This window comes from Paraburkholderia dioscoreae (genome assembly GCF_902459535.1).
In the GTDB taxonomy this organism is placed as follows: domain Bacteria; phylum Pseudomonadota; class Gammaproteobacteria; order Burkholderiales; family Burkholderiaceae; genus Paraburkholderia; species Paraburkholderia dioscoreae.
Genome location: NZ_LR699554.1, coordinates 554,518 through 579,343 on the forward strand (window position 1 = coordinate 554,518; position 24,826 = coordinate 579,343).

Sequence of the window (24,826 nt, forward strand, 5' to 3'; positions counted from 1 at the left end):
GCGATGCTCCTTCGCACCACCCTTTAGACGGACGCCATGAACGTTTATCTTCTGCAGATCGTCAACGGCATCGGAGTGGGGATGCTGTATTTCCTGCTTGCGGTCGGGTTGTCGATCGTGTTCGGCTTGCTGCGCTTCGTGAATTTCGCGCACGGTGCGTTCTATCTGCTCGGCGCGTATTTCTGCTATCAGGCGATGCAATGGTCGATGAGTTTCTGGACCGCGCTCGTGGTAGTGCCGATTGTCGTGGGCGCGCTTGCGTGGGTTGTCGAGAAACTGATTCTGCGGCACGTCTACGCGCAGCAGCATGAGTTCCATATTCTCGTGACCGTCGGTCTCGCGCTTGTGGTGCAGGAATGCGCGATCCTGATCTGGGGGCCGCTAGGCGATAACGTAGCGGTGCCCGACATGCTGAACGGCGTGGTGATCTGGGGCAGCTTCGTGTATCCGAAGTATCGTCTCTTCGTGATCGGCTTCACGGCGGTATTGGCAGCGCTCTTGTGGTGGGTGCTGGAAGGCACGCGGCTAGGCAGCGCGGTGCGCGCGGGCAGTGAATCGACGGAGATGGTCTCGCTGCTCGGTATCAACGTATTGCGTGTTTTCAGCCTCGTATTCGCACTCGGCGCTGCAACGGCCGCGTTGGCGGGCGTGCTTGCCGCGCCGATTCGCGGTGTCGATCCTTTCATGGGCATCGAAGCGCTCAGCGTCGCATTCGTCGTGGTGGTGGTCGGTGGCATGGGTAATTTCCTCGGTGCACTGGTCGGCGGACTGCTGGTGGGGATCGTGCAAAGCGTAATGAGTACCTTGTGGCCGGAAGGCGCGCGACTCATGATCTACGTCGCGATGGCGGCTGTTCTGTTGCTGCGGCCGAACGGTTTGCTCGGGAGGGCGGCATGATCGACACCTCGAAGCCCATCGTGCAAAGCGCTTCTTCTGTAAGGGCCCAGCCGGGCCTGAAGCATTCGCTGCATCGCTATCGCTTCCTGCTGCTTGCGCTGCTAGTGGTGTGCGTATTGCCGCTGACGCTGCGCTCCGGATCGCTGGCCACGGAAGTGTTAGTGTTCGCGCTCGCCGCACTCGGCTGCAATCTGCTGCTCGGCTACACAGGGCTGCTTTCATTCGGGCAGGGCATTTTCTTCGGGCTAGGAAGCTATTGCGCGGGACTGGTTCTCACCAGGACGGCGCTGCCGGTGCCGGCGGCGTTGCTTGCAGCGGCCGTAATCGGCGCGGCGGCTGCGGCGCTCGTCGGCTGGTTTTCGATTCGTCAGCGTGGCACGTACTTCGTCATGCTGACACTCGCGTTCGGGCAACTGTTCTATTTCCTCGCATACACCACGCCCGATCTGACCGGCGGCGACAACGGTTTGCTCGACATTCCGCGCCCGGCGCTTGGACTGTTCGGCAAGACGATCGTGCCCTTGACCTCGCCGTGGCAATACTACGGCTTCGTCGCCGTGCTGTTTCTCGTGGTGTTCTGGCTGCTGATGCGCGTATCGCACTCCGTATTCGGCCGTACGTTGCTGGCGATTCGCGACAACGAGGCACGCGCGGCCGCGGTCGGCTACGACGTCAAACGCTTCAAACTGATGGCGTTCGTGATCTCCGGCGCGGTCACGGGGCTGGCGGGGGCGCTGCATGCGCTGATGACGGGCATCGCGCCGCTCTCCAACATCGACTATCACACGAGCGAGATGATCCTCGTGATGACCGTGATCGGCGGCACAGGCAATCTGTTCGCATCCGTACTGGGCGCCGCGTTCTACGTGCTGTTCGCCGACTGGCTCTCCACGTTGTGGCCGCGCTGGCTGTTGCTGCTCGGCATCGTGCTGATCGCCGTGAGCCTGTTCATGCAGCGCGGGCTGTGGGGATTGGGCGAACGCATCTGGCAATCGCTACGCCGCAGATCGTCTACCGATGCAGACAATGACGCAGACAAGGAGCCCGTATGAGCGAAGCGATTCTGCGAGCCAGTGGCGTTGTAAAGCGCTATGGAAAATTCACGGCACTTGCTGACGTCACGCTGAACATCATGCCGCGCACGGTGCATTCCGTCATCGGCCCCAACGGGGCGGGCAAAACCACGCTGTTTCACGTATTGACGGGCACGCTGCCGATCACCGAAGGCAAGATCGTTTTCGACGGCCACGACGTCACGCATGAGCCGGACCACAAGCGCGTACGACGCGGCGTTGCGCGTTCGTTCCAGGTAACCAGCCTGTTCGCCAACCTGAGCGTACGGGAAAATCTGCGGCTCGCCGCGCAAGGTGTCGACGCGGTGCGCGCGCTGAATGCGTGGGCGCCGCCGCACGGTGCGCTCACTCATTCGGATACCGTCGATAGCGTGCTCGAACGACTGGCTCTGCAGCGTTTCAGCGAAGTATCGGCGGGCGCGCTCTCGCACGGTCAGCAGCGGCGGCTCGAAGTCGGCATGGCACTGGCCGCGCGGCCCAAGGCCATCTTTCTGGACGAGCCGACCTCGGGCATGGGTATCGACGATCTCGACGATATGAAGCAATTGATTCGCGGCCTGCGCGACGATTACACAGTCGTGCTGATCGAACACAACATGGGCATCGTGATGGACATTTCCGACACGATCACCGTCATGCAGCAAGGGCGCGTGCTGGTGGAAGGCCGCCCCGACGACATTCGCGGCGACGAGCGCGTGCGCAGCGCCTATCTCGGCAACATGATCACCGGAGGCCGCGCATGATTCTCGACGTGCAGCAGATTCACGGCTTCTACGGCAAGAGCCACATCCTGCAAGGCGTGTCACTGCAAATCAACGACGGTGAAACAGTGACGCTGTTGGGCCGCAACGGCGCCGGCAAGTCGACCACGCTGAAAGCGATTGCTGGTGTCGTCGCGCCGCAGCGCGGCACGGTCACGTTCAACGGCGCCGCAATCGGCGGCCTGCCGCCGCACAAGATCGCGTCACGAGGTGTCTGTTTCGTGCCGGAGCATCGCGGCATCTTTCGTTTGCTCACGGTCGAAGAGAACTTGCGGCTCGGCGCGCGCAAAGATTCGCCGTGGCAACTCGACGACATCTACCGCATTTTTCCGCGTCTCAAGGAGCGGCGCACGAACGGGGGCGCACAGCTATCCGGCGGCGAACAGCAGATGCTTGCAATCGGCCGCGCGCTGATGAATCACCCGCGTTTGCTGATGCTCGACGAGCCGGTCGAAGGCCTTGCGCCGGTGATCGTCGAAGAGATCGTCGCGCAACTCAAGCTGATCCGCGAGGCGGGCGTGGCGATTCTGCTGGTCGAGCAGAACCTCGAAGTTTGCACGCAACTCGCGGACCGCCACTACATCATCGAACAGGGCGTGATCGTGTATTCCGGCGATAACGCGTCGTTTTCCGCGGACGACTCGATCAAGGACCGTTATCTCGGCGTCGGCGTGGTCTGACGCGTACTCAGTCTTCAATACGAGGAAGCATCGATGCAAGTTCACGAATCAACAACCGTCGCGACGTTTGCCGATCTGCGAGTCGACGGCGCGCGGCTTTGGGACAGTCTCATGCAACTCGCGCGGATCGGCGCTACCGATAAAGGCGGCGTATGCCGGCTCGCGCTCACGGAGTTGGACCGCGAGGCGCGTGACCTCTTTATCGCATGGGCGAAGAAAATCGGCTGCACCGTGCGGATCGACGCGATCGGCAACATCTTCGCGCGCCGCGCCGGGTTGCGCGATGAACTTGCGCCGGTGATGACCGGCAGCCACATCGATACGCAACCCACGGGCGGCAAGTTCGACGGCAATTACGGCGTGCTCGCGGGTCTCGAAGTACTGCGTACGCTTGCCGACGCCAATGTGCGGACGCTGGCGCCGCTGGAAGTCGCGGTGTGGACCAATGAAGAAGGCTCGCGCTTCGTGCCGGTGATGATGGGTTCCGGCGTGTTCGCCGGCGCGTTCACCCTGGAGCATGCGCTCGAACAACGCGACCGCGAAGGGGTATCGGTGCGCGACGCACTGTCCCGGATCGGATATGCGGGCGAGAACGAAAAGCCGCACACGGTCGGCGCCTATTTCGAAGCGCATATCGAACAGGGGCCGGTGCTGGAAGCACACGACAAAACAATCGGCGTGGTGCAAGGCGCGCTCGGCCAACGCTGGTACGACGTGACGGTGCAAGGCATGGAGGCGCACGCGGGCCCGACGCCGATGGAACTGCGCCGCGACGCGCTGCTCATCGCGGCGGATCTGATTCATGCCGTCAATCGCATCGCGCTCGATCACGCGCCTCATGGGCGCGGCACGGTGGGCTGGCTCGACGTGCATCCGAATTCCCGCAACGTGATTCCGGGCCGCGTGACGCTCACCGTCGATCTGCGTGCCGCCGACGATATCACGCTCACGGCAATGGACAGTGCATTGCGCGCCGCATGCTCGCTGGCGGGCGAGAAAGCCGGCATTACCGTGGACGTCGAGCAGGTCGTGTATTTCCCGCCGCAGCCGTTCGCCGCGGAACTGGTCGGCGCCGTGAAGCAGGGCGCCGACACGCTCGGTTTTGCGTCGATGGATGTGATCAGCGGCGCCGGCCACGACGCTGTTTACCTCGCGAGAGTCGCGCCCGCCGCGATGATCTTCGTGCCGTGCAAAGACGGCATCAGCCACAACGAAATCGAAGACGCGCGGGCGGATCATCTTGAAGCCGGTTGCAACGTGCTGCTGCAGGCCATGTTGAACGCCGCGCAGAAAGCGGGGAGTGCGAACGCATGAAAATCCTCATCGCGCGAATGAATCACGAGACCAACACGTTTTCGCCGGTGGCCACGCCGTTGGCCGCGTTCGGGCGCAACGGACCGAGCTATGGAGAAGACGCGTTCGCCGAGAACCAAGGCATGCAGACGGCGATGGCCGCATTCATCGACGCCGCCGAGAAGGAGCATGCCGAAATCGTGACGCCCGTATCGGCGTCGGCAAATCCGAGCGGACCGGTCGAGGCCGCAGCCTACGACGCGATCTGCGAGGCGATCGTGTCGGCCGCGGCAGGTTGCGACGCGGTTATGCTCGATCTGCACGGCGCAATGGTCGCCGAAAATTCAAACGATGGTGAAGGCGACCTGCTCGAACGCGTGCGCGCGTTGTTGCCCGATGCACCGATCGCGGTTGCACTCGATCTGCACGGCAACGTCACGCAAAAGATGATCGACAACGCCGACGTGATCGTCAGCTTCAAGACCTATCCGCACGTGGATATGTACGAGACCGGCGCGCATGCGGCGCGTTTGATGTTCGATCTGGTCCACGGCAAGGCGAAGCCCGTGATCGCGTGGCGCCAGCCGCCGCTGCTCACGCATACGCTGCGCAGCGCGACCGCTGAAGGCGCGATGAAACGCGCCGTGAATGCCGCGCGCGCCGCCGAAGCCGACGGCATGCTCGCGGTGTCGGTGTTGTCCGGTTTTTCGCTGGCCGATATCGCGGCGCCGTGCATCAGCGTGGTGGTGGTCGGCAGCGGCGAGCGCGCCGAGGCCGAAGCGGTGGCGGAGCGCATCGCGCGGCAGATCTGGAATGAGCGCGAAGATTTTGTGTATCGCAGCGCGCCTCTCGCTGACTCCGTTGCGCAGGCCGCGACGCTCGCAGTGAACGCCGAGAAGCCCGTGCTCCTGCTCGATCACGGCGACAACTGCATGTCGGGCGGCACATGCGACACGATGGATCTGCTCGAAGAGGCATTGAAGCAGAAGCTCGATGGCATCGTGAGCGGGCCGTTGTGCGATCCGCAAGCGGTCGCGGCATTGATGGCGGCCGGCGTCGGCAGTACGGTGACGGTGACTATCGGCAACAAGGTTGCGAGCGATGCGCTCAAGCCGCGTCCGCCGCTTGCCGTGACCGGCGTGGTGCGCGCGCTGACCGATGGCGAGTACGTGATCAGCGGGCCGACTTACACCGGCCAGCGTGCCTTCATGGGACGCGCCGCGGTACTCGATACCGGCGCCTTCACGCTGGTGATCACCGAGCGCACGCATGAACCGTGGGATCTCGGCGTGTTCGAGAGCGTCGGTATCGATCCGCGTCGCGCGCGTTTCCTGTTGCTCAAATCGCGCATGTACTGCCGGCCGGTTTTCGTGCCGATCGCCGCGGCGCTGGTGGAATGCGATAGCCGTGGTGTGACGAGTTCCGATTACGGTCTGTTCGCTTTCGCGCACGTGAAGCGGCCGGTTTATCCGCTTGATACGCAGACCGAATGGGCAGTCACGAACTGAATGCCGCGCGCTGCGCTGGCAGAAGTGCCGTTAGGGGCTTGTGCAGAGCCTGCGGGTTCTCTATAATTCGCGCCTCTAAAGGCTCGTAGCTCAGTTGGTTAGAGCACCACCTTGACATGGTGGGGGTCGTTGGTTCGAATCCAATCGAGCCTACCAACGCATCCGTGACGTAGACGAAAGTGGCTCCGCTTTCGTCTACGGTCAGGTTCCCGCATCATCCGGCGCACAGTTTGTCGTGCCGCTGTCCTGTCAGTTTCTCCCCTTCGTATTACCTAGAACCAGACGCAGCGTGACCTGTTTGCCGCGAATGCCTGCGTGCGTCCAACGGTCCCGCGTGTTCCCGCGTCATGTCGTCATTCGCCAATGCGCGGTACAGTTAATCCTTCCGCTTTTGCCACTGAATAGACTGCCGTCCAGCGCGTAACGAAAGCGCCGGCAGCTTGAAAAAGGAAGCTGACGCAATGAAGAAGCTCATCAACGAGGTTTCCGCGGTTGTTCCGGATATGCTCGACGGACTCGCGGCGCTCAATCCCCATCTCTCGCTGTTGCAAGGCAGCACGATCGTCGTGCGCGCGGATGCCGAGGCCGCCGTCGCGCGCGGAGAAGTCGCGCTGATCTCGGGCGGCGGCTCGGGCCACGAACCCGCGCACGGCGGCTATGTCGGCCCCGGCATGCTGAGCGCGGCGGTCGCCGGTGAAGTCTTCACGTCGCCGTCTACCGACGCCGTACTCGATGCGATCCGCGCGGTGGCCGGCGCGGCCGGTGCGCTGCTGATCGTGAAGAACTACACGGGCGACCGCTTCAACTTTGGCCTGGCGGCTGAGATTGCGCGCGCCGAAGGCATACCGACGGAAATGGTGATCGTCGCCGACGACGTCGCACTGACGGCGAGCGGCGATCACGCGGGCCGTCGCGGGCTTGCGGGGACCGTGCTGGTTCACAAGATCGCGGGCGCGGCTGCGGCATCGGGCCGCCCGCTGGCGGAGGTCGCGCAGATCGCACGTGACGTGGCGGCCTCGCTCGGCACGATGGGCGTAGCACTTACCGCATGCACGGTGCCGGCCGCGGGCAAACCGGGTTTCGAACTGGCCGATGGCGAGGTCGAATGGGGTCTCGGCATTCACGGCGAACCCGGTGTGGAGCGTGGCGCGCTGGAGCCCGCCGCCGCGGTCGTCGACAGGCTGCTGGAGAAGATTGTCGGCGACCTGTCGTTGCAGGCCGGCGAGCGGGTGGCGTTGCTGGTGAACAATCTGGGCGGCACGCCGTCGAGCGAATTGAACATTGTGGCCGGCTCCGCGCTGCGTTATCTGGCGGAGCGCGGCATCAAGACAGAGCGCGCGTGGGCCGGCACATTCCTGAGCGCGCTGGAAATGGCGGGCATTTCGCTGTCGCTGCTGCGAGTGGACGATCAACGTCTCGGTTGGCTCGATGCCGCCGCGCAGACCAGTGCGTGGCCGGCGCTTGGCGGACGCATCGCGCCGGCCTCCGTGCGGCCCGCGCCGGCCGAACCGGATCGCGCAAGCGGTGCGACGCTGTCGCATGAAGCGACGCTGCGCCGCGTCATCGAAGCGGTCTGCGCGTGCTTGCTGAAAGCCGAGCCGACGCTGACCGACATGGATCAGCGCGTCGGCGACGGCGATCTCGGCATCAGCCTGTCGCGCGGTGCGCGCGCGATCATTCAGGAGCTCGACGGCTATCCGGCTGAAACGACGCCGGGCGGCGTTTTGCGCAGCATGTCGGCGACGCTGCGGCGCGTGGTCGGCGGCACCTCCGGCCCGCTTTACGCGGTCATGCTGCTGCGCGCCGCGCTCGCGCTCGAACAATCGGGCGGAGCGACGCCGAAGGACTGGGCGGCGGCATTCAGTGCGGGCGTCGAAGGCTTGATGGCGCTAGGCGGTGCGCAACCTGGCGATCGCACGATGGTCGATGCGCTGAAGCCGGCTGCCGATGCATTGCAAGCCGCTCTCGCACGTTCCGATACGCTCGACGCCGCATTGAACGCGGCCGTCGACGCGGCAACCGAAGGCGCCGCGCAAACGGCGTCGATGCATCCGCGGCGCGGGCGTTCGAGTTACGTCGGCGAGCGTGCGCTCGGTCACGCGGATCCGGGCGCGCACGCGGCGGTGCTGTGGCTCGCGGCGATTCGCGAGGCGCTGGCGGAGTAAGCGAGCCGTCGAAAGACGGCTCGCTTCAGCGATCAGGCTCCGCGCGCTTCAGTTCGGATACGGCGCGCTGTTACGGACGAAGCAGATCGAAGCCGGCCAGCGCGACGACCCCGCTCACCACGATCAGCGCTACCGAATGCTGTCCGAAGTAAAGCAGGCCGGCGGCAGACCAGCTCGTCAAAGAAAAAGCGGCGATACGTTTCATGCTTTAAAACCCCAAGGCGACAGCCAGCAATCCGCTGACCACGCCACAGACCGCCACGGCCAGTGCCACCGCCGTCAGCACGCGGCGCGGAAACGAGCGGGAGAGCATGGCCATGGACGGCACGCTAATGAGCGGCAGCGTCATCAGCAAGGCGCCCGCCGGACCGGCGGCCATGCCGAACGAGAGCATGGCCTGGATGATCGGCACTTCGCCCGCGGTCGGAATCACGAACAGCGTGCCGGCGATGGACAGCGCGACGATCCACAGCAGGCTGTTGTCGATATCCGGTCCGACATGCGGAAACAGCCACGTGCGCGCCGCGCCGAGAATCAGCACCAGCACGATGTATTCGGGAATGAGCCGCAGCGTCATCGTGCCGAGAATTTTCACCCAGCGTGTGAACGCAGTGCCGGGCACATCGCTGGTGATCAGTTGCGCCATTGCTTCGCGCGACGCTTCGGCTTCTTTCGGCGTGACCATGCGATTCACCAGATAACCGAGGCCGAATACCATCACGATGCCCAAGGCGAGCCGCAGGCCCATCCACTGCCAGCCGAGCACGAAGCCCATGAAGATCAACGTGGCCGGATTCAAGGCGGTATTGCCGAGCCAGAACGCGATCGCCGCACCCGGCGCCGCCTGACGCGCGCGCAAGCCCGCCACGACCGGCGCGGCGCAGCACGTGCACATCATGCCCGGCAGCGACATCAGGCCGCCTTTCACCACGCTGCTGAAATCGCTCCGGCCGAGCGCACGCGCGACCCATTGCGGCGGAATCAGCGCCTGCACCGCCGAGCCGAGCAGCAGCCCCAGCACCATGGCTTGCCAGATCGCCTTGCCGTAGGCGAGGGCGTAGTCGATGGCGGCCTGCCACGATGCCGCCGGCGCGCTCGCCGACGTCCCCATCAGAATGGATTTGCCGATGGAGTGCTGGCTCGCGGCGACGAATGCGCGGTTGTAGTACGGGAACCATTTCACATAGAAGAGGCCGACGACGGCAATCAGCAGGAACACGATCCAGCCGAGAGCGACACGCGGTTGTCGAAGGGTTGATTGCATGATGGTCTTGAACGTTGGATTTGATCAGATGACAGCGAGCGCGTTGCCGTCGACCTGTGCAAGCAGCGCGCTTGCCTGGTCGACGACATCGGCGCCGTTGGGGCGAAAATTGAACTGCAATGCGCGCGGCAACTGGACGAAATGCTCATGGCTGCTGCGCGCGTACGCCGGATCGTAGTGGCGCTCGATCAATTCGCGCGCGAGTTCGGCGCGCCGGTTGTCGTCGACGAGCTGTTGCCAGCCCGTGACACGTTCCCGGCTGTGCAAACCGATCAGCCTTTGCAGTTGAGCCTTCAGCGACTCCGGATCGTCGAACAGATGCGCGTAGTCGTGCAGCAGGAATGCTGCGCGATCTTCACGGCTCGACAGCACCTCCACGCAGCGGCCCCGATGAAACGTGTCGAGCAGCGCGAGCGGCAACGCAACGGAGCCAATGCGCCGGCTTTCCGCTTCCACGAACACCGGCCGGGCCGGGTTGAAGGTGCGCAGCGCGGTGACGAGCAGCGTGTCGAACCGTTTCTGCGACGGCTGCGGCACGCCGGCCCATGCGCCGAGCAGCGAGCCGCGGTGCGAGGCCAGCGCTTCGAGATCCAGCGTCTGCGCGCCCGCCGCGTTCAACGCCGCGAGCAGGCGTGTCTTGCCGCTGCCGGTCGGACCCACCAGCGCGATGTATGAAAACGTTGCCGGCAAGCTGTCCAGCGTATCGAGCGTGGCCCGCCGATAAGTCTTGTAGCCGCCTTCCAGTTGACGCGCCTGCCAGCCGATCATATTGAACAGCGTGGTCACCGAGCCCGAGCGCTTGCCGCCGCGCCAGCAGTAGATCAGCGGCCGCCAGTTGCGCGGCCGGTCGGCGAAGGTCGTTTCCAGATGGTGCGCGATATTGCGTGCGACGAGCGCCGCGCCGATCCGCGTGGCTTCGAACGGAGACACCTGCTTGTATGTGGTGCCGACCAGCACACGCTCCTCGTTGCTTAGCACGGGCGCATTGAGGGCGCCCGGAATATGGTCTTCCGCGAATTCGAGGGGTGTGCGCACGTCGATGATTTCATCGAAATCACCTGCTTTTTCGAGGCTGACGAGTAGGTTTTTCAAGGAGTTAGGGACGAAACGGGCCGGCGGGGAGGACGAAATTATCTCATGCGCGGTAAATACCGGCTGGCAGAGCGTTCAAGACAGCTTGCGAGACACGCGCCCTGCCGTGTTGCTTTCGCCGTCCGGCTTCCTAGATGACGTCGACGTGGCCTTCCCCGCTAACCATTTCACCGATCACGCACGCCTCGCCGAACCCGTCGGCGCGGAACAGCGCGAGAACCTCGTCGACGGCTTGCGGCGCGCACGAGACCAGCAAGCCACCGGAGGTTTGCGGATCGGTGAGCAAGGTGCGCGCCGTCGCCGGCAATGAGGCGGGCAAACCGATGCTCTTGCCGTAGGCGTCCCAGTTGCGTCCCGACGCGCCGGTGAAAATGCCGGCTTCCGCCAGGTCGACCACATCCGGCAGCCATGGCAGATCCGCATAGCGCACGCGCGCGGTCAGGTGCGAGCCACGCGCCAGTTCCAGCGTGTGGCCGAGCAGGCCGAAGCCGGTGATGTCGGTGAGCGCATGCACGCCGTCGAGCTTCGACAGCTCCGCGCCCGGACGGTTGAGCTTGGTCGTCGCGGCGATCATGGCTGCGTAGCCGGCGGCATCCAGCCGGTCTTTCTTCAGCGCGGCCGAGAGGATGCCGACGCCCAGCGGCTTACCGAGAATCAGCACGTCGCCCGCCTGCGCGCCCGCGTTGCGCTTGACGCGCTTCGGGTCGACCACGCCGATGGCGACGAGGCCGTAGATCGGCTCGACCGAATCGATCGAATGACCGCCGGCGAGCGGAATGCCGGCCTCGGCGCATACGGATTCGCCGCCCTTCAGCACGGCTGCGATCACGTCGTGCGGCAGCACATTGATCGGCATGCCGACAATGGCCAGCGCCATCAGCGGCTTGCCGCCCATCGCGTAGACGTCGGACAGCGCATTGGTCGCGGCGATGCGGCCGAAGTCGAACGGGTCGTCGACGATCGGCATGAAGAAGTCGGTGGTGGCGACGATCGCCTGCTCGTCGTTGAGTCTGTAGACGGCGGCGTCGTCGGCTGTGTCGTTGCCGACCAGCAGATCGGGAAAGAACGGCAATGGTGCACTGCGTTTGAGCAGGTCGGCGAGCAGGCCGGGCGCGATCTTGCAGCCGCAGCCGCCACCGTGCGACAGACTGGTCAGACGGGGCGACGTGCTTGCGGGGACGGAGGTATCTGTCATTGTGGCGGGCATTCCTGGCTACGAATGCACACATTATGAATGCTGTTCGTTCCCGGCGCAGAGCGACCGCGCAGCGAGGTGCTTCGCCAGGCGGCCGCAACCGCCCACGCATTTCCGCGCATGCTGCCCATAAGCGGCAGCCTTGGGGACGAGCATGCCGACGCCGACACGATGACGCAGATCGATTCGCTATTTATTTGTTAGTGCCCGCGCCCGTGCCGTAGAGGCCGTTATCGAAGCCGCCCGCGCCTTGGGCCTTGTGTCCTTGGCCTGCCGTCTTGCCGCGCGACTTCGCCGAACCGCCATCCTTCGTCTGCGGCTTGTTCGATTCGTGAACCATCGACGCGGACGAATCAGGCGCCGATCCCATCGAGGACGTGCGACGTTCCTGCTGTGACGAGCCGCTGCCCTGGGTGATCTGAGCAAAGCTGCCCTGAGTCGACGCGAGCATCGCAACGCCGAATGCAAGTGAGGCGAGACCCGCCGGCGCCCGCCGCTTTACTGCGGTGCAAAAACGGCCTGAGGGTGAAGAATCGAGCAGTGGAGGGGTCATGGTTGCGTGAAGATCCGAAGTAAGGGTTGGTCCATGACTCACCAGCTCAGCAAAAACGATGCCGCGGCTTTTGAAACCGGCTGTGATACTTCATATTTGATCGCATTCGAGCAGGTAGAAGTTCTCGCTGCAGGACTTTATGCCGGCCTCTATAATCATGATCAGTACCCCCAAAAAGAGCCGAGGCCATTCAATGCCCCATATGTCCCGGCGACAATTTCTGAAGGTCTCCGCCACCACGCTAGCCGGATCGAGTCTCGCCCTCATGGGCTTCTCACCGACGCCCGCGTTAGCGGAAGTCCGTCAGTACAAGTTGTCGCGCACAACCGAAACCCGCAATACCTGCCCGTACTGTTCGGTAGGCTGCGGCATCCTGATGTATGGACTTGGCGACAACGCCAAGAACGCGAAGTCCAGCATCATCCACATCGAAGGCGATCCCGACCACCCGGTCAATCGCGGCACGCTGTGCCCGAAGGGCGCGAGCCTGATCGACTTCATTCATAGCCCGAGCCGTCTGAAGTATCCGGAGTACCGCGCGGCCGGCTCGAATGAATGGAAGCGCATTTCGTGGGAAGACGCGCTCGATCGCATCGCGAAATTGATGAAGGAGGACCGCGACGCCAACTTCGTCGAGACAACGCAAGACGGCAAGAAGGTCAACCGCTGGCTGACCACCGGCATGCTCGCGGCATCGGCCGGTAGCAATGAAGTCGGTTATTTGACGCACAAGACTGTCCGCAGTCTTGGCATGCTCGCATTCGACAATCAAGCACGTGTCTGACACGGCCCGACGGTGGCAGGTCTTGCCCCGACGTTTGGCCGTGGAGCGATGACGAACCATTGGGTCGACATCAAGAACGCGGATGTGATTCTCGTAATGGGCGGCAATGCGGCCGAGGCACACCCATGCGGTTTCAAGTGGGTCACTGAAGCCAAAGCGCATCGCAAGGCAAGATTGATCGTGGTCGATCCGCGCTTTACGCGTACGGCATCGGTCGCGGATTATTACGCGCAGATTCGGACCGGCTCGGACATCGTGTTCCTGGGCGGGGTGATCAACTATTTGCTCACCAACGACAAGATCCAGCACGAGTATGTAAAGAACTACACGGACATGCCGTTCATCGTTCGTGAGGACTTCTCGTTTACCGACGGCCTGTATTCCGGCTACAACGCCGACAAGCGAAAGTACGACCAGAGTTCGTGGGACTACGAACGCGGCGACGACGGCTTTGCCAAAATCGATCCGACGTTGCAGCACCCGCGCTGCGTCTATCAGCTGATGAAGCAGCACTACTCGCGCTATACGCCCGAGCAGGTCGAGAAAGCGTGCGGCACGCCGAAGGAAAAATTCCTCAAGGTGTGCGAGATGCTGGCATCCACGGCAGTTCCGGGGCGCGCCGGCACGATCCTGTACGCGCTCGGCTGGACGCATCATTCGATCGGCGCGCAGATCATCCGCACCGGCGCGATGGTGCAATTGCTGCTGGGCAATATCGGCATTGCCGGCGGCGGCATGAACGCGCTGCGCGGTCACTCGAACATTCAGGGTTTGACCGACCTCGGCCTGATGTCGAACCTGTTGCCGGGTTACATGACGCTGCCGCTGGAAGCCGAGCAGGACTTCGACGCCTTCATCAAGAAGCGCGCGAGCCAGCCGCTGCGGCCGAATCAGCTGAGCTACTGGCGCAACTATCGGGCGTTCCATGTCAGCTTCATGAAGTCGTGGTGGGGCGATAACGCGACCGCCGAGAACAACTTCGGTTTCGACTATCTGCCGAAGCTCGACAAGTCGTACGACATGCTGCAGGTCTTCGAGCTGATGAATCAAGGCAAGATGACCGGCTACATCGCGCAAGGCTTCAATCCGCTCGCCGCAGCGCCGAACAAGGCGAAGATCGGCGCGGGTCTGGCCAAGCTGAAGTGGCTCGTCATCATGGATCCGCTCGCCACGGAAACATCCGAGTTCTGGAAGAATTTCGGCGAGTTCAACGACGTCGATCCGGCTTCGATCCAGACCGAGGTGTTCCGTTTGCCGACCACCTGTTTCGCGGAAGAGCGCGGTTCGCTGGTCAGCTCCAGCCGCGTGCTGCAGTGGCACTGGCAGGGCGCGGACGGTCCCGGAGAATCGAGGAGCGATCTGGAGATCATGTCGGGGCTGTGGCTGCGCATTCGCGAGGCTTACAGGAAGAACGGCGGCAAGTATCCCGATCCGATTCTGAACATGAGCTGGCCGTACGCCAACCCGGAGAGCCCCACGCCCGAAGAAATCGCGATGGAGTTCAACGGCAAGGCGCTCGCCGACGTCACCGACGCGACCGACAAAACCAAGGTGCTCGCGAAGAAGGGCGAGCAACTGGCGAGCTTCGCCCAGTTGCGCGACGACGGCAGCACCGCGAGCGGTTGCTGGATTTTCTGTGGCTCGTGGACCCAGGCGGGCAACCAGATGGGCCGCCGCGACAACTCCGACCCGACCGGCATCGGCAACACGCTGAACTGGGCATGGGCGTGGCCCGCGAACCGGCGGATTCTGTACAACCGCGCTTCGTGCGACGTCAGCGGCAAGCCGTTCGATCCGACGCGCAAGCTGATCGCGTGGAACGGCAAGGCGTGGGCGGGAGCGGACGTTCCCGACTTCAAGGTGGACGAACCGCCGGAAAACGGCATGAATCCGTTCATCATGAATCCGGAGGGTGTGGCGCGCTTCTTCTCGCGTGACGGTCTGGTGGAAGGGCCATTCCCCGAGCACTACGAACCGTTTGAGACGCCGATCGGCTACAACCCGCTGCATCCGGACAACAAGCTGGTGGTCAGCAGTCCGGCGGCACGTGTGTTCCCCGACGACCGGGCTGCGTTCGGCACGCACGAGAACTTCCCGCATACCGCGACCACGTATCGTCTGACCGAACACTTTCACTACTGGACCAAGCACGCGCGTCTGAACGCGATCGTGCAGCCGCAACAGTTCGTGGAGATCGGCGAGGATCTGGCGAAGGAAGTGGGCGTGGTGGCCGGCGATCGCGTCAAGGTGTCGTCCAATCGCGGCCACATCATTGCGGTCGCGCTCGTCACCAAGCGGATCAAACCGCTGATGATCGAAGGAAAGAAAGTCCAGACCGTTGGCTTGCCGTTGCATTGGGGCTTCAAGGGACTCACGAAGCCGGGCTATCTCGTCAATACGCTGACCCCCTCCGTGGGCGATGGGAATTCGCAAACACCGGAATTCAAGTCGTTCCTCGTCAAGGTCGAAAAGGCATAAGGAAAAGAGATGGCACTGCAATCACTGGACATCAAACGCCTCTCGGCCACGACCTTGCCTGAACCGCAAGTGCGTGAGCCGGTCACGGGCACGGTCGCCAAGCTCATCGACGTCTCGAAGTGCATTGGCTGCAAGGCGTGTCAGACCGCCTGCATGGAGTGGAACGATCTGCGCGACGAAGTCGGTACCACGACCGGCATTTACGACAACCCGCGCGATCTGAGCGAGCATTCGTGGACCGTCATGCGGTTCTCGGAATACGAGAACACCGAAGGCGATCTCGAGTGGCTGATCCGCAAGGACGGCTGCATGCACTGCGAGGATCCGGGCTGTCTGAAGGCCTGTCCGTCACCGGGCGCGATCGTGCAGTACACGAACGGCATCGTGGATTTCCACGAGGAGAACTGCATTGGCTGCGGCTATTGCGTGACGGGTTGCCCGTTCAACGTGCCGCGCATTTCGAAGAAGGACAATCGCGCGTACAAGTGCACGCTGTGTTCGGACCGCGTGGCGGTGGGCCAGGAACCGGCTTGCGTGAAGACGTGCCCGACCGGCGCGATCATGTTCGGCACCAAGGAGGACATGAAGCAGCAGGCCGCCGACCGGGTGGAAGATCTGAAGGAACGCGGTTTCCAGAATGCCGGCTTGTACGATCCTGCCGGCGTGGGCGGCACGCACGTCATGTACGTGCTGCATCACGCCGACAAGGCCAACCTGTATCACGGTTTGCCGCAGAATCCGAAGATCAGCGCGATGGTCGGGCTGTGGAAAGGGCTGGCCAAGCCGCTGGCGCTCGCGGGTATCGCGTTCGCGGCCGTGGCCGGGTTCTTCCACTACACGCGCGTGGGTCCGAACGAGGTGAGCGAGGCGGAAGAAGCCGAAGCCCAGCACGAAGCCGACGAAGCACGCCGTTCGCGGGAGGCATCCAATGAAGCACCCTGAGCATACCGAGTTGAAGGACGTGAAGGGCAACAGCCTGATCGTGCGCTACACGCCGAATGAGCGCACGAATCACTGGATCACCGCCATCACGTTCGTGCTGCTGGCGCTCTCCGGCCTTGCCATGTTTCATCCGGCAATGTCGTGGCTTTACGCGATCTTCGGCGGCGGGCAATGGACGCGGATTCTGCATCCGTTCGTGGGCTGCGTGATGTTTCTGTCGTTCCTGATTCTTGCGTTGCGCTTCTGGCACCACAACTATCTGGACAAGGCCGACATTCAGTGGATGAAGCAGATCGACGACGTGCTCAACAATCGCGAGGAAAAGCTTCCCGCGATCGGCAAGTACAACGCCGGTCAAAAGCTGCTATTTTTCACGATGGTGATCTGCCTGCTGCTGTTGCTGGCAAGCGGCATCGTGATCTGGCGGCGCTACTTCTCGTTCTATTTTCCGATCGAGATCGTCCGGCTCGCGGCGCTGGTGCATGCGGCAGCGGCGTTCGTGCTGATCGTCGGCATCGTCGTGCATATTTATGCGGCGTTGTGGATCAAGGGATCGATCGGTGCCATGATGCGCGGCACGGTGACCTACGGCTGGGCGAGAAAGCATCATCCGAACTGGTTCAAGGAAATCATCGGTAAATAGCGGGCCACGCCTAGGCACCCAGGCAGCGCAACCAAAGCGCGCTGCACCCCGAGCCGCCGCCCTTGTTCGATGAACGGCGGCGGCTCTTCAGTTTTCAGAGGTCGATACTGTGGTTCAACGTATTCTCGAAGTCGGCGATATCGAGTCGCTCGACCATTCGGCGATTCCGCGCATTCGCACGCCGGAGCGGCTTGCGGTGTTCTCCGCGCGCGCCGCGCGCCTGCGCCAGCTCGCGGCGCTCAACAATCCGATCGCCGGCTATTTGCACCTGATGGCCGTGCTCGCCGACGCGCAGCAAGCCGTGATGACAGGCTTCAAGGCGCGACCGCCGAGCCCCGAGTTGATCGCGAGCGCGCAGCAACATTCCATGCCGCTGATTCCGGCGCTTTCCGGTGTGCGCGATCCGGCGTGGCGCGATGTGCTGCGCCAACTGCTCGACAAGGTGGCCGCCGCGGGCCCGCTCACGCCGCCGCTCGAAGCGCTGATCGACCATTTGCGCACGCTCGATACCGCTGCGCTCGAATTCCAGGCCGACGCGATCTTCGCGCAGCGCTTCGAAGAGGTCGACCCGGCGAGCGCGCCGTTCATCGTGGCCGCGCTGCAAGTGGTGTGGACCGACCTCGCCGCCGATATCGACAAGCGCGAAGTGCCGTACATCGAAACCCTCGGCCTGTGTCCCGTGTGCGGATCGCATCCGGTGGCGAGCATCGTGCGCGTGGGCGGCGCGTATGATAACTACCGCTACCTGCAATGCGGGTTGTGCTCGACCGAATGGCACATGGTTCGAGCGAAGTGCTCGAACTGCGATTCGACCAAGGGTATTGCCTATCACACGGTCGGTTCGCCGGATGCCGACGAGGCCACGCGCGAAACCGAATCGAAGAACGCCGCGCTGAAAGCGGAATCGTGCGACGAATGCCATACTTATCGAAAGATCGGCATTCAGTCGAAGGACTACGATTTCGAACCGTTCGCGGACGATCTCGCCAGTCTCACGCTGGATCTCTTGATGGGGGCGGAAGGTTATCGACGGGCTTCGCCGCATCCGTGGCTGTGGCCCGAACAGGCCGCCGGTGCGGACGAGTCTTCCGGCGAGTCCGACTAGCACTAGCGCTTGGACACCAGTAGATCAGAAAAGGGATTGCCTCGTGAGCGATGTAAGCGGCTCTGAATTGCGGGCGCTGATGGCGCGCGTGCCGTCGGTGGAAAAAGTGATGGCGTCGGCCGAGTTCACGCCGCTGATCGGCGAGTACGGCCGCACGCAGGTGTTGGGCGCGGTGCGCGAGGCGCTCGACAACTGGCGCGCGAGCGCGCAGTCGGGCGCTGCATCCGTGAGCGCGCTCGACGCCGTGCAACTGAAGAGCTCAGTAGAAGCCACGCTGCGCCAACGCAACCAGTCGCGCCTGCGTAGCGTTTTCAATCTGACCGGCACCGTGCTGCATACCAACCTCGGCCGTGCATTGCTGCCCGACGAGGCCGTGCAGTCCGTCATGAAGGCGCTCACGCAACCCGCCAACCTCGAATTCGATCTCGACACCGGCAAGCGCGGCGATCGCGACGATCTGATCGACGAGCTCATCTGCGAATTGACCGGAGCTGAAGCGGCCACCGTGGTCAACAACAATGCGGCCGCGGTGCTGCTTGCGCTGTCCGCGCTGGCGTCGAAGAAAGAAGTGATCGTGTCGCGGGGCGAACTGGTCGAGATTGGCGGCGCGTTTCGCATTCCGGACATCATGAGCCGAGCGGGCGCGAAGCTGCGCGAAGTCGGCACCACGAACCGCACGCATCTGAAAGACTACGAGGAAGCCATCGGCCCGCAAACCGCGCTGCTGATGAAAGTCCACGCGAGCAACTACGCGATCAACGGTTTCACCAAAGAAGTCGGTCTGGATGAAATCGCGCCGCTCGCCCACGCGCGTGGCCTTGCGGTTGCTGTCGACCTTGGCAGCGGCACGCTGGTCGATCTGGGCCAATGGGGTTTGCCGCGCGAGCCAACCGTGCGCGAAACCGTCAAGGCCGGTGCCGACCTCGTCACGTTCAGTGGCGACAAACTGCTCGGTGGTCCGCAAGCCGGGTTGATCGTCGGGCGTCGCGATCTGATCGCGAAGATCAAGAAGCATCCGCTCAAGCGCGCGTTGCGCGTCGGCAAACTGACGCTCGCCGCGCTGGAGCCTGTGTTGCAGCTTTATCGCGCGCCCGAAAAGCTCTCGGAGCGGCTCACCACGCTGCGCTTGCTGACCCGTCCCGCCGACGACATCCGGCTCGCCGCCGAGCGCGTACGGCCCGCTTTGCAGCGTGCGCTCGGCGAACGCTATGCGGTCGCGGCGGAGCCGATGTTCAGTCAGATCGGCAGCGGAGCCTTACCTGTCGATGTGCTGCCGAGCTACGGCCTTGTCGTCAGAACGGCGGACGGCAAGCGCGGTGGCCGCCAATTGCTCGCGCTCGAAAAGCTGCTGCGCGAGATGGCGCGGCCCGTGATCGGCCGTATCGCGGACGACGCATTGCGCCTCGACCTGCGCTGTCTCGAAGCCGCCGACGAAGCGCAACTGATCGGGCAGCTAAAAGGCGTGCGCGCATGATCGTCGGTACGGCGGGACATATCGACCACGGCAAGACGAGCCTGGTGAAAGCGCTGTCGGGTGTCGATACGGATCGTCTCAAGGAAGAGAAAGCGCGCGGCATTTCGATCGAATTGGGCTATGCGTACGTGCCGCTCGAAAACGGCGACGTGCTCGGCCTGATCGATGTGCCGGGCCACGAGAAGCTCGTGCATACCATGACCGCGGGCGCCAGCGGCATTGATTTCGCGCTCCTCGTGATTGCCGCCGACGACGGCGTGATGCCGCAAACGCGCGAGCATCTGGCCATTATTGAGTTGCTCGGCATCCGCCGCGGCGCCGTCGCGCTGACCAAGGTGGACCGCGTGGACGCGCAGCGTTTGCGGGAAGTGCACGACGAAGTGAGCGCGTTTCTGAGCGGCAGCGTGCTGCAGGACGCGCCCGTCTTCGAGACATGCGCGACGCGTTCCGACGACCCCGGCGTGGCCGCGCTGAAGGCGCATCTGTTTGCGGCGGCCACGGCGTGGCGCATGAAGCGCGACGACGGCCTGTTCCGTCTCGCCGTCGATCGTGTTTTTACGCTCGCGGGCCAGGGCACGATCGTGACCGGCACCGTGGTATCGGGCCGCGTGACGGTTGGCGACACGATGCTGCTTGCGCCAAAGAATTTACCGGTGCGCGTGCGCAGCATTCATGCGCAGAATCGTGCGGCGCAGACGGGGCGAGCCGGCGAGCGCTGCGCATTGAACCTCGCGGGCATCGAGAAGAGTGCGATCGAGCGCGGCGATTGGATCGTCGATCCGCGGCTTTCGCAGGCTTCGGAGCGAGTCGACGTCATGCTGACGCTGCTTGCCGATGCATCGCTTACGTTGGAGCATTGGGCGCCGCTGCATGTGCATCTGGGCACGCAGCACCAGGTCGCGCATGTTGCCTTGCTGGATGGCGAAGCACTCCACGCCGGTCAGCGTGCCCGCGTTCAACTGGTATTCGAGCGCCCTGTCTGTGCAGTGCCGGGCGATCGCTTCGTGGTGCGCAATGCGCAGGCCACTCGCACGATTGGCGGCGGCCATGTGCTCGATCCGTTCGCGCCGTCGCGCAAGCGTCGTTCGGTTGAGCGGCTGGTGTGGCTCGACGCGCTTCAGGTCATGCTCGACACCGGCACGCTCGACGCCCTCTTCGCAAGAGCGCCGCATGGTTTGTCGCGCTCGCTGCTGGAACGCTTGACAGGCATGCCGGCAGCCGCGTTGGCGTTGCCGCCCGGCACGCGCGTAGTCGAACTGCCTCACGAGGATGCATTACTGGTTGCCGATGCGCGTTGGCGAGCGCTCAACACGCGATTGACGACGACGCTCGCCGAATACCACGAACGCTCGCCGGATGAGCTGGGCCCGGACGTCTCGCGCTTGCGGCGGATCGCGGCGCCGCTGGTGGACGACGCGCTGTGGCGCGCGCTTGTGGACGATGCCGCGCTGCGTGGCGAGATCGTCAAACGCGGGCCCTGGTTGCATCTGCCAGGCCACACGGTGACGCTCGACGATGCAGATCGCTCGCTCGCGGCAACGTTGATTCCCGCGGTGAAAGCGGGACGTTTCGATCCGCCGTGGGTGCGCGATCTGGCCACCGCACACGGCGTATCCGAAGAGCGCGTGCGTCAGTTGATGCGCAAGCTCGCGCGGCAGGGCGAGCTGTTTCAGGTCGTGCGCGATCTCTTTTATCACCAGGAGGTGATTCGGGAACTGGCTTCGATTGCGGCGGCCGAGGCGCAAAAGAATGCCGGCACGGTTGCGGCCGCACCGTTTCGCGATGTGACGGGACTGGGCCGCAAACGCGCGATCCAGCTTTTGGAATTCTTCGACCGGGTTGGGTATACTCGCTTCCACCGTGGGCTGCATCTGCTGCGCACGGATAGTCGTTGGCTCGATCTGCTTTGATCGGGCACATGTAGTTCAATCACCGTAGGAAGGCATTCGTATCCGGTGGTGCGGCTGGGCTTCAAACCCAGTTGAGGGCGTCAGACGCTCTCAGGTCGGTTCGACTCCGGCTGCCTTCCGCCACATGGGCCTTCCGGGCTATTCCGACCTGTTCCGTAAACGTCCGATAGATCGCTGATTTCAAAGCGGTTTATGGGTGGCGACATGGGTTTTGTGGGTAGGAGTGGAGGGCAATATGGCAGGACGACAGTTGCACTGCCTTAGCGCGCTGCGGCTCGCCAAAGAGGTCGTGCCAGGCCATTACGCCGACGGCGGTGGCCTCTATATGCAGATCGCCGACAGTGGCGCTCGCTCATGGGTATTTCGCTTCAGGCTTGACGGGCGCGTGCGGGAGATGGGCCTCGGTCCGCTTTCGCGAGTCTCGCTTGGCGAGGCGCGGAAACTGGCCACCGGATACCGTGACATGGTCAGAGATCTGACGAATGGCTGATTAAAAAAGCAGGCGGCGCCATCCGTAACAGCATCATGTAATGTCGGTCAGTTTGAGAACACTGCGGACTCCCCACGCTTTACCAATCGGAGAACCCGGTATCGACTTCAACCTCCCGTCCAGCCCACCCTCGCGAAGCACCCCGAAATTTTTGTCAGCAGTTGACAAACAAAAATATGGCGCTTTAGACTCAAGTCACTCCTTCGAGGCCTGACAAAGATGTCCGCCCGAGGATCCGGCACAGAAGCCCCCTGACGAACTCGCCGTTCGTCAGGGGGCTTTTTTTGTGCACGTTTTTTCCCCCTGTTCTAGCGCTCACGTCTGGCGCCCCTCTCTGGAGAACCCGCATGTTGCTGAAGCCGTCGGGCTGGATGCGTCTCGCCCTTACCGCAGGACTCGCACTGACTTCGCTCGCTTCGAGCGCCGCTGATCCCGTGAAGGTCGGCTTGCTCGAAGACGCCTCGGGGAATTTCGCACTGGCTACGATTCCCAAGATTCACGCCACGGAACTCGCCGTCGACGAGATCAACGCGAAGGGCGGCATTCTCGGCCGCCCGGTGAAGCTGATCGCCTACGACACCCAGTCGGACAACACCAAGTTTCAGGAACTGGCCCGGCGGCTCGTGCAGACCGACAAGCCGGATGTGATTTTCGGCGCGTTCTCCAGCGCATCGCGCGAGGCAATCCGCCCGATCATGGACCGCGCGCATCAACTCTACTGGTACGACAATCAGTATGAGGGCGGCGTTTGCGACTCGAACACCTTCGTTACCGGCGCGGTGCCCGAGCAGCAATTTTCGACGCTCATTCCGTGGATGATGCAAAAGTACGGCAAGAAGGTGTACACCATCGCGGCCGACTACAACTTCGGGCAGATTTCGGCGGAGTGGGTACGCAACATCGTCAAGGAAAACGGCGGCACGATGGTCGGCGAGGAATTCATTCCGCTGTCGGTATCGCAGTTCGGCCAGACCATTCAGAACATCCAGAAGGCGAAGCCCGACTTCGTCGTCACGCTGCTGGTCGGTGCGAATCAGTCTTCGTACTACGAGCAGCAGGCGTCGGCGCATCTGAATCTGCCGATGGCGAGTTCGGTGAACGTCGGTCAGGCCTATGAGCACAAGCGCTTCAAACCGCCTGCGCTGAAGGACATGTACGTGACGGCGAACTACGTCGAGGAGGTCGATTCGCCCGCCAGCAACGACTTCAAGAAGCGCTTCCACGCGAAGTTCCCGAATGAGCCGTACATCAACCAGGAAGCCGCCAACGCCTACGACGCCCTCTATCTCTACAAGGCCGCGGTCGAAAAAGCGAAGTCGACGAATCAGGACGCGGTGCGCAAAGCGCTCGAAAGCGGCGACATCTGCACGACCGGCGCGCAAGGCAAGGTGTGCATGGATCCGAAGAGCCATCACGCGAGTCACACGATTTATCTCGTGCACGTGAAGGAGGATCACTCGGTCGAGATTCCGAAGGTCTGGGACGACGTGCAGCCTTACTGGCTCGGCAAGGTCGGCTGCGATCTGCCGAACCGGCCGGATCATCGCCAATACACGCCGTCGAACCTGCCCAAGAAGTCCTGATCCGAAGCCGGCGCGCGGGAAATGCAGCATGCTCGCGCGCGCCGGCCTCCTGAACGTGGAGCACGTATGGCCACTCTATCGGTTCTCTATTCGCTCATCTATCAGTTCGGCGACAACTTCGCGTATCTGGTGCTCGCGGCGCTCGGTCTCGCGGTGATTTTCGGCATGATGGGCGTCATCAATCTCGCGCATGGCGAGTTCATCATGTGCGGCGCGTACGTGACCATCATCACGGCGAAGCACGGTGCGCCGCTGCCGCTCGCGATGCTGCTCGGCGCGCTCGCGGCGGCGCTTGCGGGCGTCATCATCGAACGGTTGGTGATTCGCCATCTCTATGACCGTCTGTTCGACTCCGTCGTGGCAACGTGGGCAATCAGCCTGATCGTGCAGCAGACCATGCTGCTCGTCGCCGGTCCGTCGATCGAAGGGATCAGCACACCGTTCGGCTCGTTTTCGCTCGGCGAGTATTCGTTCTCGACGTATCGCGCCGTGCTGCCCGGTATCGCGCTCGCCATCCTGTTCAGCCTCTACCTGCTGTTCTTCAAAACCAATTACGGCGTCTGCGCGCGCGCCACGATCCAGAACGCGAATATCGCGCAATGCCTCGGCCTGCGCACCGACCGGCTCTATACGCTGACCTTCGCGCTGGGCGCGGGACTCGCGGGCCTCACCGGCGCGCTCTACGCGCCGACCATGACGGCGGTGCCGACCATGGGCAGCAACTTCATCGTGCAGGCCTTCGTGTCGGTAGTGGTCGGCGGCGCCAACGTGATCGCCGGCACGACACCGGCGGCCGGTGTGCTCGCGATCATCCAGACCGCGCTGACGGCGTCCTATGGGCAGCTGTTCGGACAGATCGGTCTGCTGGTCACCGTCATCGTCGTGATCCGGTTGATGCCGCAAGGCCTCGGCAATCTCTTCACCCGCTTGCGCTAG

Annotated in this window: 21 protein-coding genes, 2 tRNA genes and 1 pseudogene; 19 read left to right on the forward strand and 5 right to left on the reverse strand. The window is 63.2% G+C overall.

Annotated features, from left to right (window positions below):
* The first annotated feature begins 36 nt into the window (after positions 1-36).
* The 8 genes from PDMSB3_RS22610 (at position 37) to dhaL (ending at position 8,377) form a co-directional block, all read left to right on the forward strand.
* Positions 37-897, forward strand: a complete 861-nt coding sequence (locus tag PDMSB3_RS22610; protein WP_007176157.1) for a branched-chain amino acid ABC transporter permease — start codon at positions 37-39, stop codon at positions 895-897.
* On the forward strand, positions 894-1,949 hold the full coding sequence (locus PDMSB3_RS22615) for a branched-chain amino acid ABC transporter permease (protein ID WP_165187787.1): 1,056 nt from the start codon (positions 894-896) through the stop codon (positions 1,947-1,949). Before PDMSB3_RS22610 ends, PDMSB3_RS22615 begins: the two co-directional genes overlap by 4 nt.
* On the forward strand, positions 1,946-2,713 hold the full coding sequence (locus tag PDMSB3_RS22620) for an ABC transporter ATP-binding protein (protein ID WP_011490798.1): 768 nt from the start codon (positions 1,946-1,948) through the stop codon (positions 2,711-2,713). The genes PDMSB3_RS22615 and PDMSB3_RS22620 overlap by 4 nt, the downstream gene beginning before the upstream one ends.
* Positions 2,710-3,411 (forward strand): ABC transporter ATP-binding protein, encoded by a 702-nt coding sequence (locus tag PDMSB3_RS22625; protein WP_165187789.1) that lies wholly within the window; start codon positions 2,710-2,712, stop codon positions 3,409-3,411. The genes PDMSB3_RS22620 and PDMSB3_RS22625 overlap by 4 nt, the downstream gene beginning before the upstream one ends.
* 33 nt (positions 3,412-3,444) lie before the next feature.
* Entirely contained in the window at positions 3,445-4,725 is a 1,281-nt protein-coding gene (locus tag PDMSB3_RS22630; RefSeq protein WP_165187791.1) for a Zn-dependent hydrolase, read from the forward strand.
* On the forward strand, positions 4,722-6,212 hold the full coding sequence (locus PDMSB3_RS22635) for a M81 family metallopeptidase (protein WP_165187793.1): 1,491 nt from the start codon (positions 4,722-4,724) through the stop codon (positions 6,210-6,212). Before PDMSB3_RS22630 ends, PDMSB3_RS22635 begins: the two co-directional genes overlap by 4 nt.
* A 79-nt stretch (positions 6,213-6,291) precedes the next feature.
* Positions 6,292-6,368, forward strand: a tRNA-Val gene (locus PDMSB3_RS22640).
* A gap of 305 nt (positions 6,369-6,673) precedes the next feature.
* On the forward strand, positions 6,674-8,377 hold the full coding sequence (gene dhaL, locus PDMSB3_RS22645; RefSeq protein ID WP_007176163.1) for a dihydroxyacetone kinase subunit DhaL: 1,704 nt from the start codon (positions 6,674-6,676) through the stop codon (positions 8,375-8,377).
* Positions 8,378-8,447: 70 nt separating this feature from the next.
* Here dhaL and PDMSB3_RS38200 read toward each other — a convergent pair whose 3' ends face one another.
* The 4 genes from PDMSB3_RS38200 to selD all read right to left on the reverse strand — a co-directional run bounded on the left by PDMSB3_RS38200 (position 8,448) and on the right by selD (position 11,928).
* Positions 8,448-8,582 carry a hypothetical protein gene (locus PDMSB3_RS38200; protein WP_011490803.1) on the reverse strand — a complete coding sequence of 45 codons (135 nt, stop codon included), beginning with the start codon at positions 8,580-8,582 and terminating at the stop codon, positions 8,448-8,450.
* A gap of 3 nt (positions 8,583-8,585) precedes the next feature.
* A complete protein-coding gene (locus tag PDMSB3_RS22650) occupies positions 8,586-9,641 on the reverse strand; it encodes a permease (protein WP_007176164.1) in 1,056 nt (351 codons plus the stop codon).
* A 24-nt stretch (positions 9,642-9,665) separates the two neighbouring features.
* On the reverse strand, positions 9,666-10,733 hold the full coding sequence (mnmH, locus tag PDMSB3_RS22655; protein ID WP_007176165.1) for a tRNA 2-selenouridine(34) synthase MnmH: 1,068 nt from the start codon (positions 10,731-10,733) through the stop codon (positions 9,666-9,668).
* Between the two features lie 130 nt (positions 10,734-10,863).
* Positions 10,864-11,928, reverse strand: a complete 1,065-nt coding sequence (selD, locus tag PDMSB3_RS22660) for a selenide, water dikinase SelD (RefSeq protein WP_165187795.1) — start codon at positions 11,926-11,928, stop codon at positions 10,864-10,866.
* Between the two features lie 39 nt (positions 11,929-11,967).
* Here selD and PDMSB3_RS37940 point away from each other — a divergent pair, with 39 nt between their 5' ends.
* Complete coding sequence (locus PDMSB3_RS37940) at positions 11,968-12,132, forward strand: hypothetical protein (RefSeq protein WP_232064299.1); 165 nt, start codon at positions 11,968-11,970, stop codon at positions 12,130-12,132.
* Here the strand turns inward: PDMSB3_RS37940 and PDMSB3_RS22665 are convergent.
* Complete coding sequence (locus PDMSB3_RS22665; protein ID WP_157187672.1) at positions 12,122-12,481, reverse strand: beta-xylosidase; 360 nt, start codon at positions 12,479-12,481, stop codon at positions 12,122-12,124. The genes PDMSB3_RS37940 and PDMSB3_RS22665 overlap by 11 nt on opposite strands.
* Positions 12,482-12,674: 193 nt before the next feature.
* On the opposite strand from PDMSB3_RS22665, the gene fdnG reads away from it, so the two are divergent.
* From fdnG to PDMSB3_RS22715, 10 genes and pseudogenes are all read left to right on the forward strand, one after another.
* Positions 12,675-15,743: a formate dehydrogenase-N subunit alpha gene (gene fdnG, locus PDMSB3_RS22670; RefSeq protein WP_007176168.1), complete on the forward strand. Its 3,069-nt coding sequence runs from the start codon at positions 12,675-12,677 to the stop codon at positions 15,741-15,743.
* A 9-nt stretch (positions 15,744-15,752) separates the two neighbouring features.
* Positions 15,753-16,685, forward strand: a complete 933-nt coding sequence (gene fdxH / locus PDMSB3_RS22675) for a formate dehydrogenase subunit beta (protein ID WP_007176169.1) — start codon at positions 15,753-15,755, stop codon at positions 16,683-16,685.
* The gene (locus PDMSB3_RS22680) at positions 16,672-17,328 is read left to right on the forward strand and encodes a formate dehydrogenase subunit gamma (RefSeq protein ID WP_165187798.1); all 657 of its coding nucleotides are present in this window, start codon (positions 16,672-16,674) and stop codon (positions 17,326-17,328) included. Before fdxH ends, PDMSB3_RS22680 begins: the two co-directional genes overlap by 14 nt.
* Positions 17,329-17,437: 109 nt before the next feature.
* The gene (gene fdhE / locus PDMSB3_RS22685) at positions 17,438-18,433 is read left to right on the forward strand and encodes a formate dehydrogenase accessory protein FdhE (protein WP_165187800.1); all 996 of its coding nucleotides are present in this window, start codon (positions 17,438-17,440) and stop codon (positions 18,431-18,433) included.
* 43 nt (positions 18,434-18,476) lie between these two features.
* Positions 18,477-19,907: an L-seryl-tRNA(Sec) selenium transferase gene (gene selA, locus PDMSB3_RS22690; RefSeq protein ID WP_165187802.1), complete on the forward strand. Its 1,431-nt coding sequence runs from the start codon at positions 18,477-18,479 to the stop codon at positions 19,905-19,907.
* A complete protein-coding gene (gene selB / locus PDMSB3_RS22695; RefSeq protein WP_007176173.1) occupies positions 19,904-21,817 on the forward strand; it encodes a selenocysteine-specific translation elongation factor in 1,914 nt (637 codons plus the stop codon). The genes selA and selB overlap by 4 nt, the downstream gene beginning before the upstream one ends.
* 27 nt (positions 21,818-21,844) lie before the next feature.
* Positions 21,845-21,940, forward strand: a tRNA-Sec gene (locus PDMSB3_RS22700).
* Between the two features lie 112 nt (positions 21,941-22,052).
* Positions 22,053-22,295: pseudogene (locus tag PDMSB3_RS22705) on the forward strand (Arm DNA-binding domain-containing protein); the annotation flags it as partial.
* Positions 22,296-22,654: 359 nt separating this feature from the next.
* Positions 22,655-23,890, forward strand: coding sequence for an urea ABC transporter substrate-binding protein (locus tag PDMSB3_RS22710; RefSeq protein ID WP_007176231.1), 1,236 nt, complete (start codon positions 22,655-22,657; stop codon positions 23,888-23,890).
* A gap of 66 nt (positions 23,891-23,956) precedes the next feature.
* Positions 23,957-24,826 carry an ABC transporter permease subunit gene (locus tag PDMSB3_RS22715; protein WP_007176232.1) on the forward strand — a complete coding sequence of 290 codons (870 nt, stop codon included), beginning with the start codon at positions 23,957-23,959 and terminating at the stop codon, positions 24,824-24,826.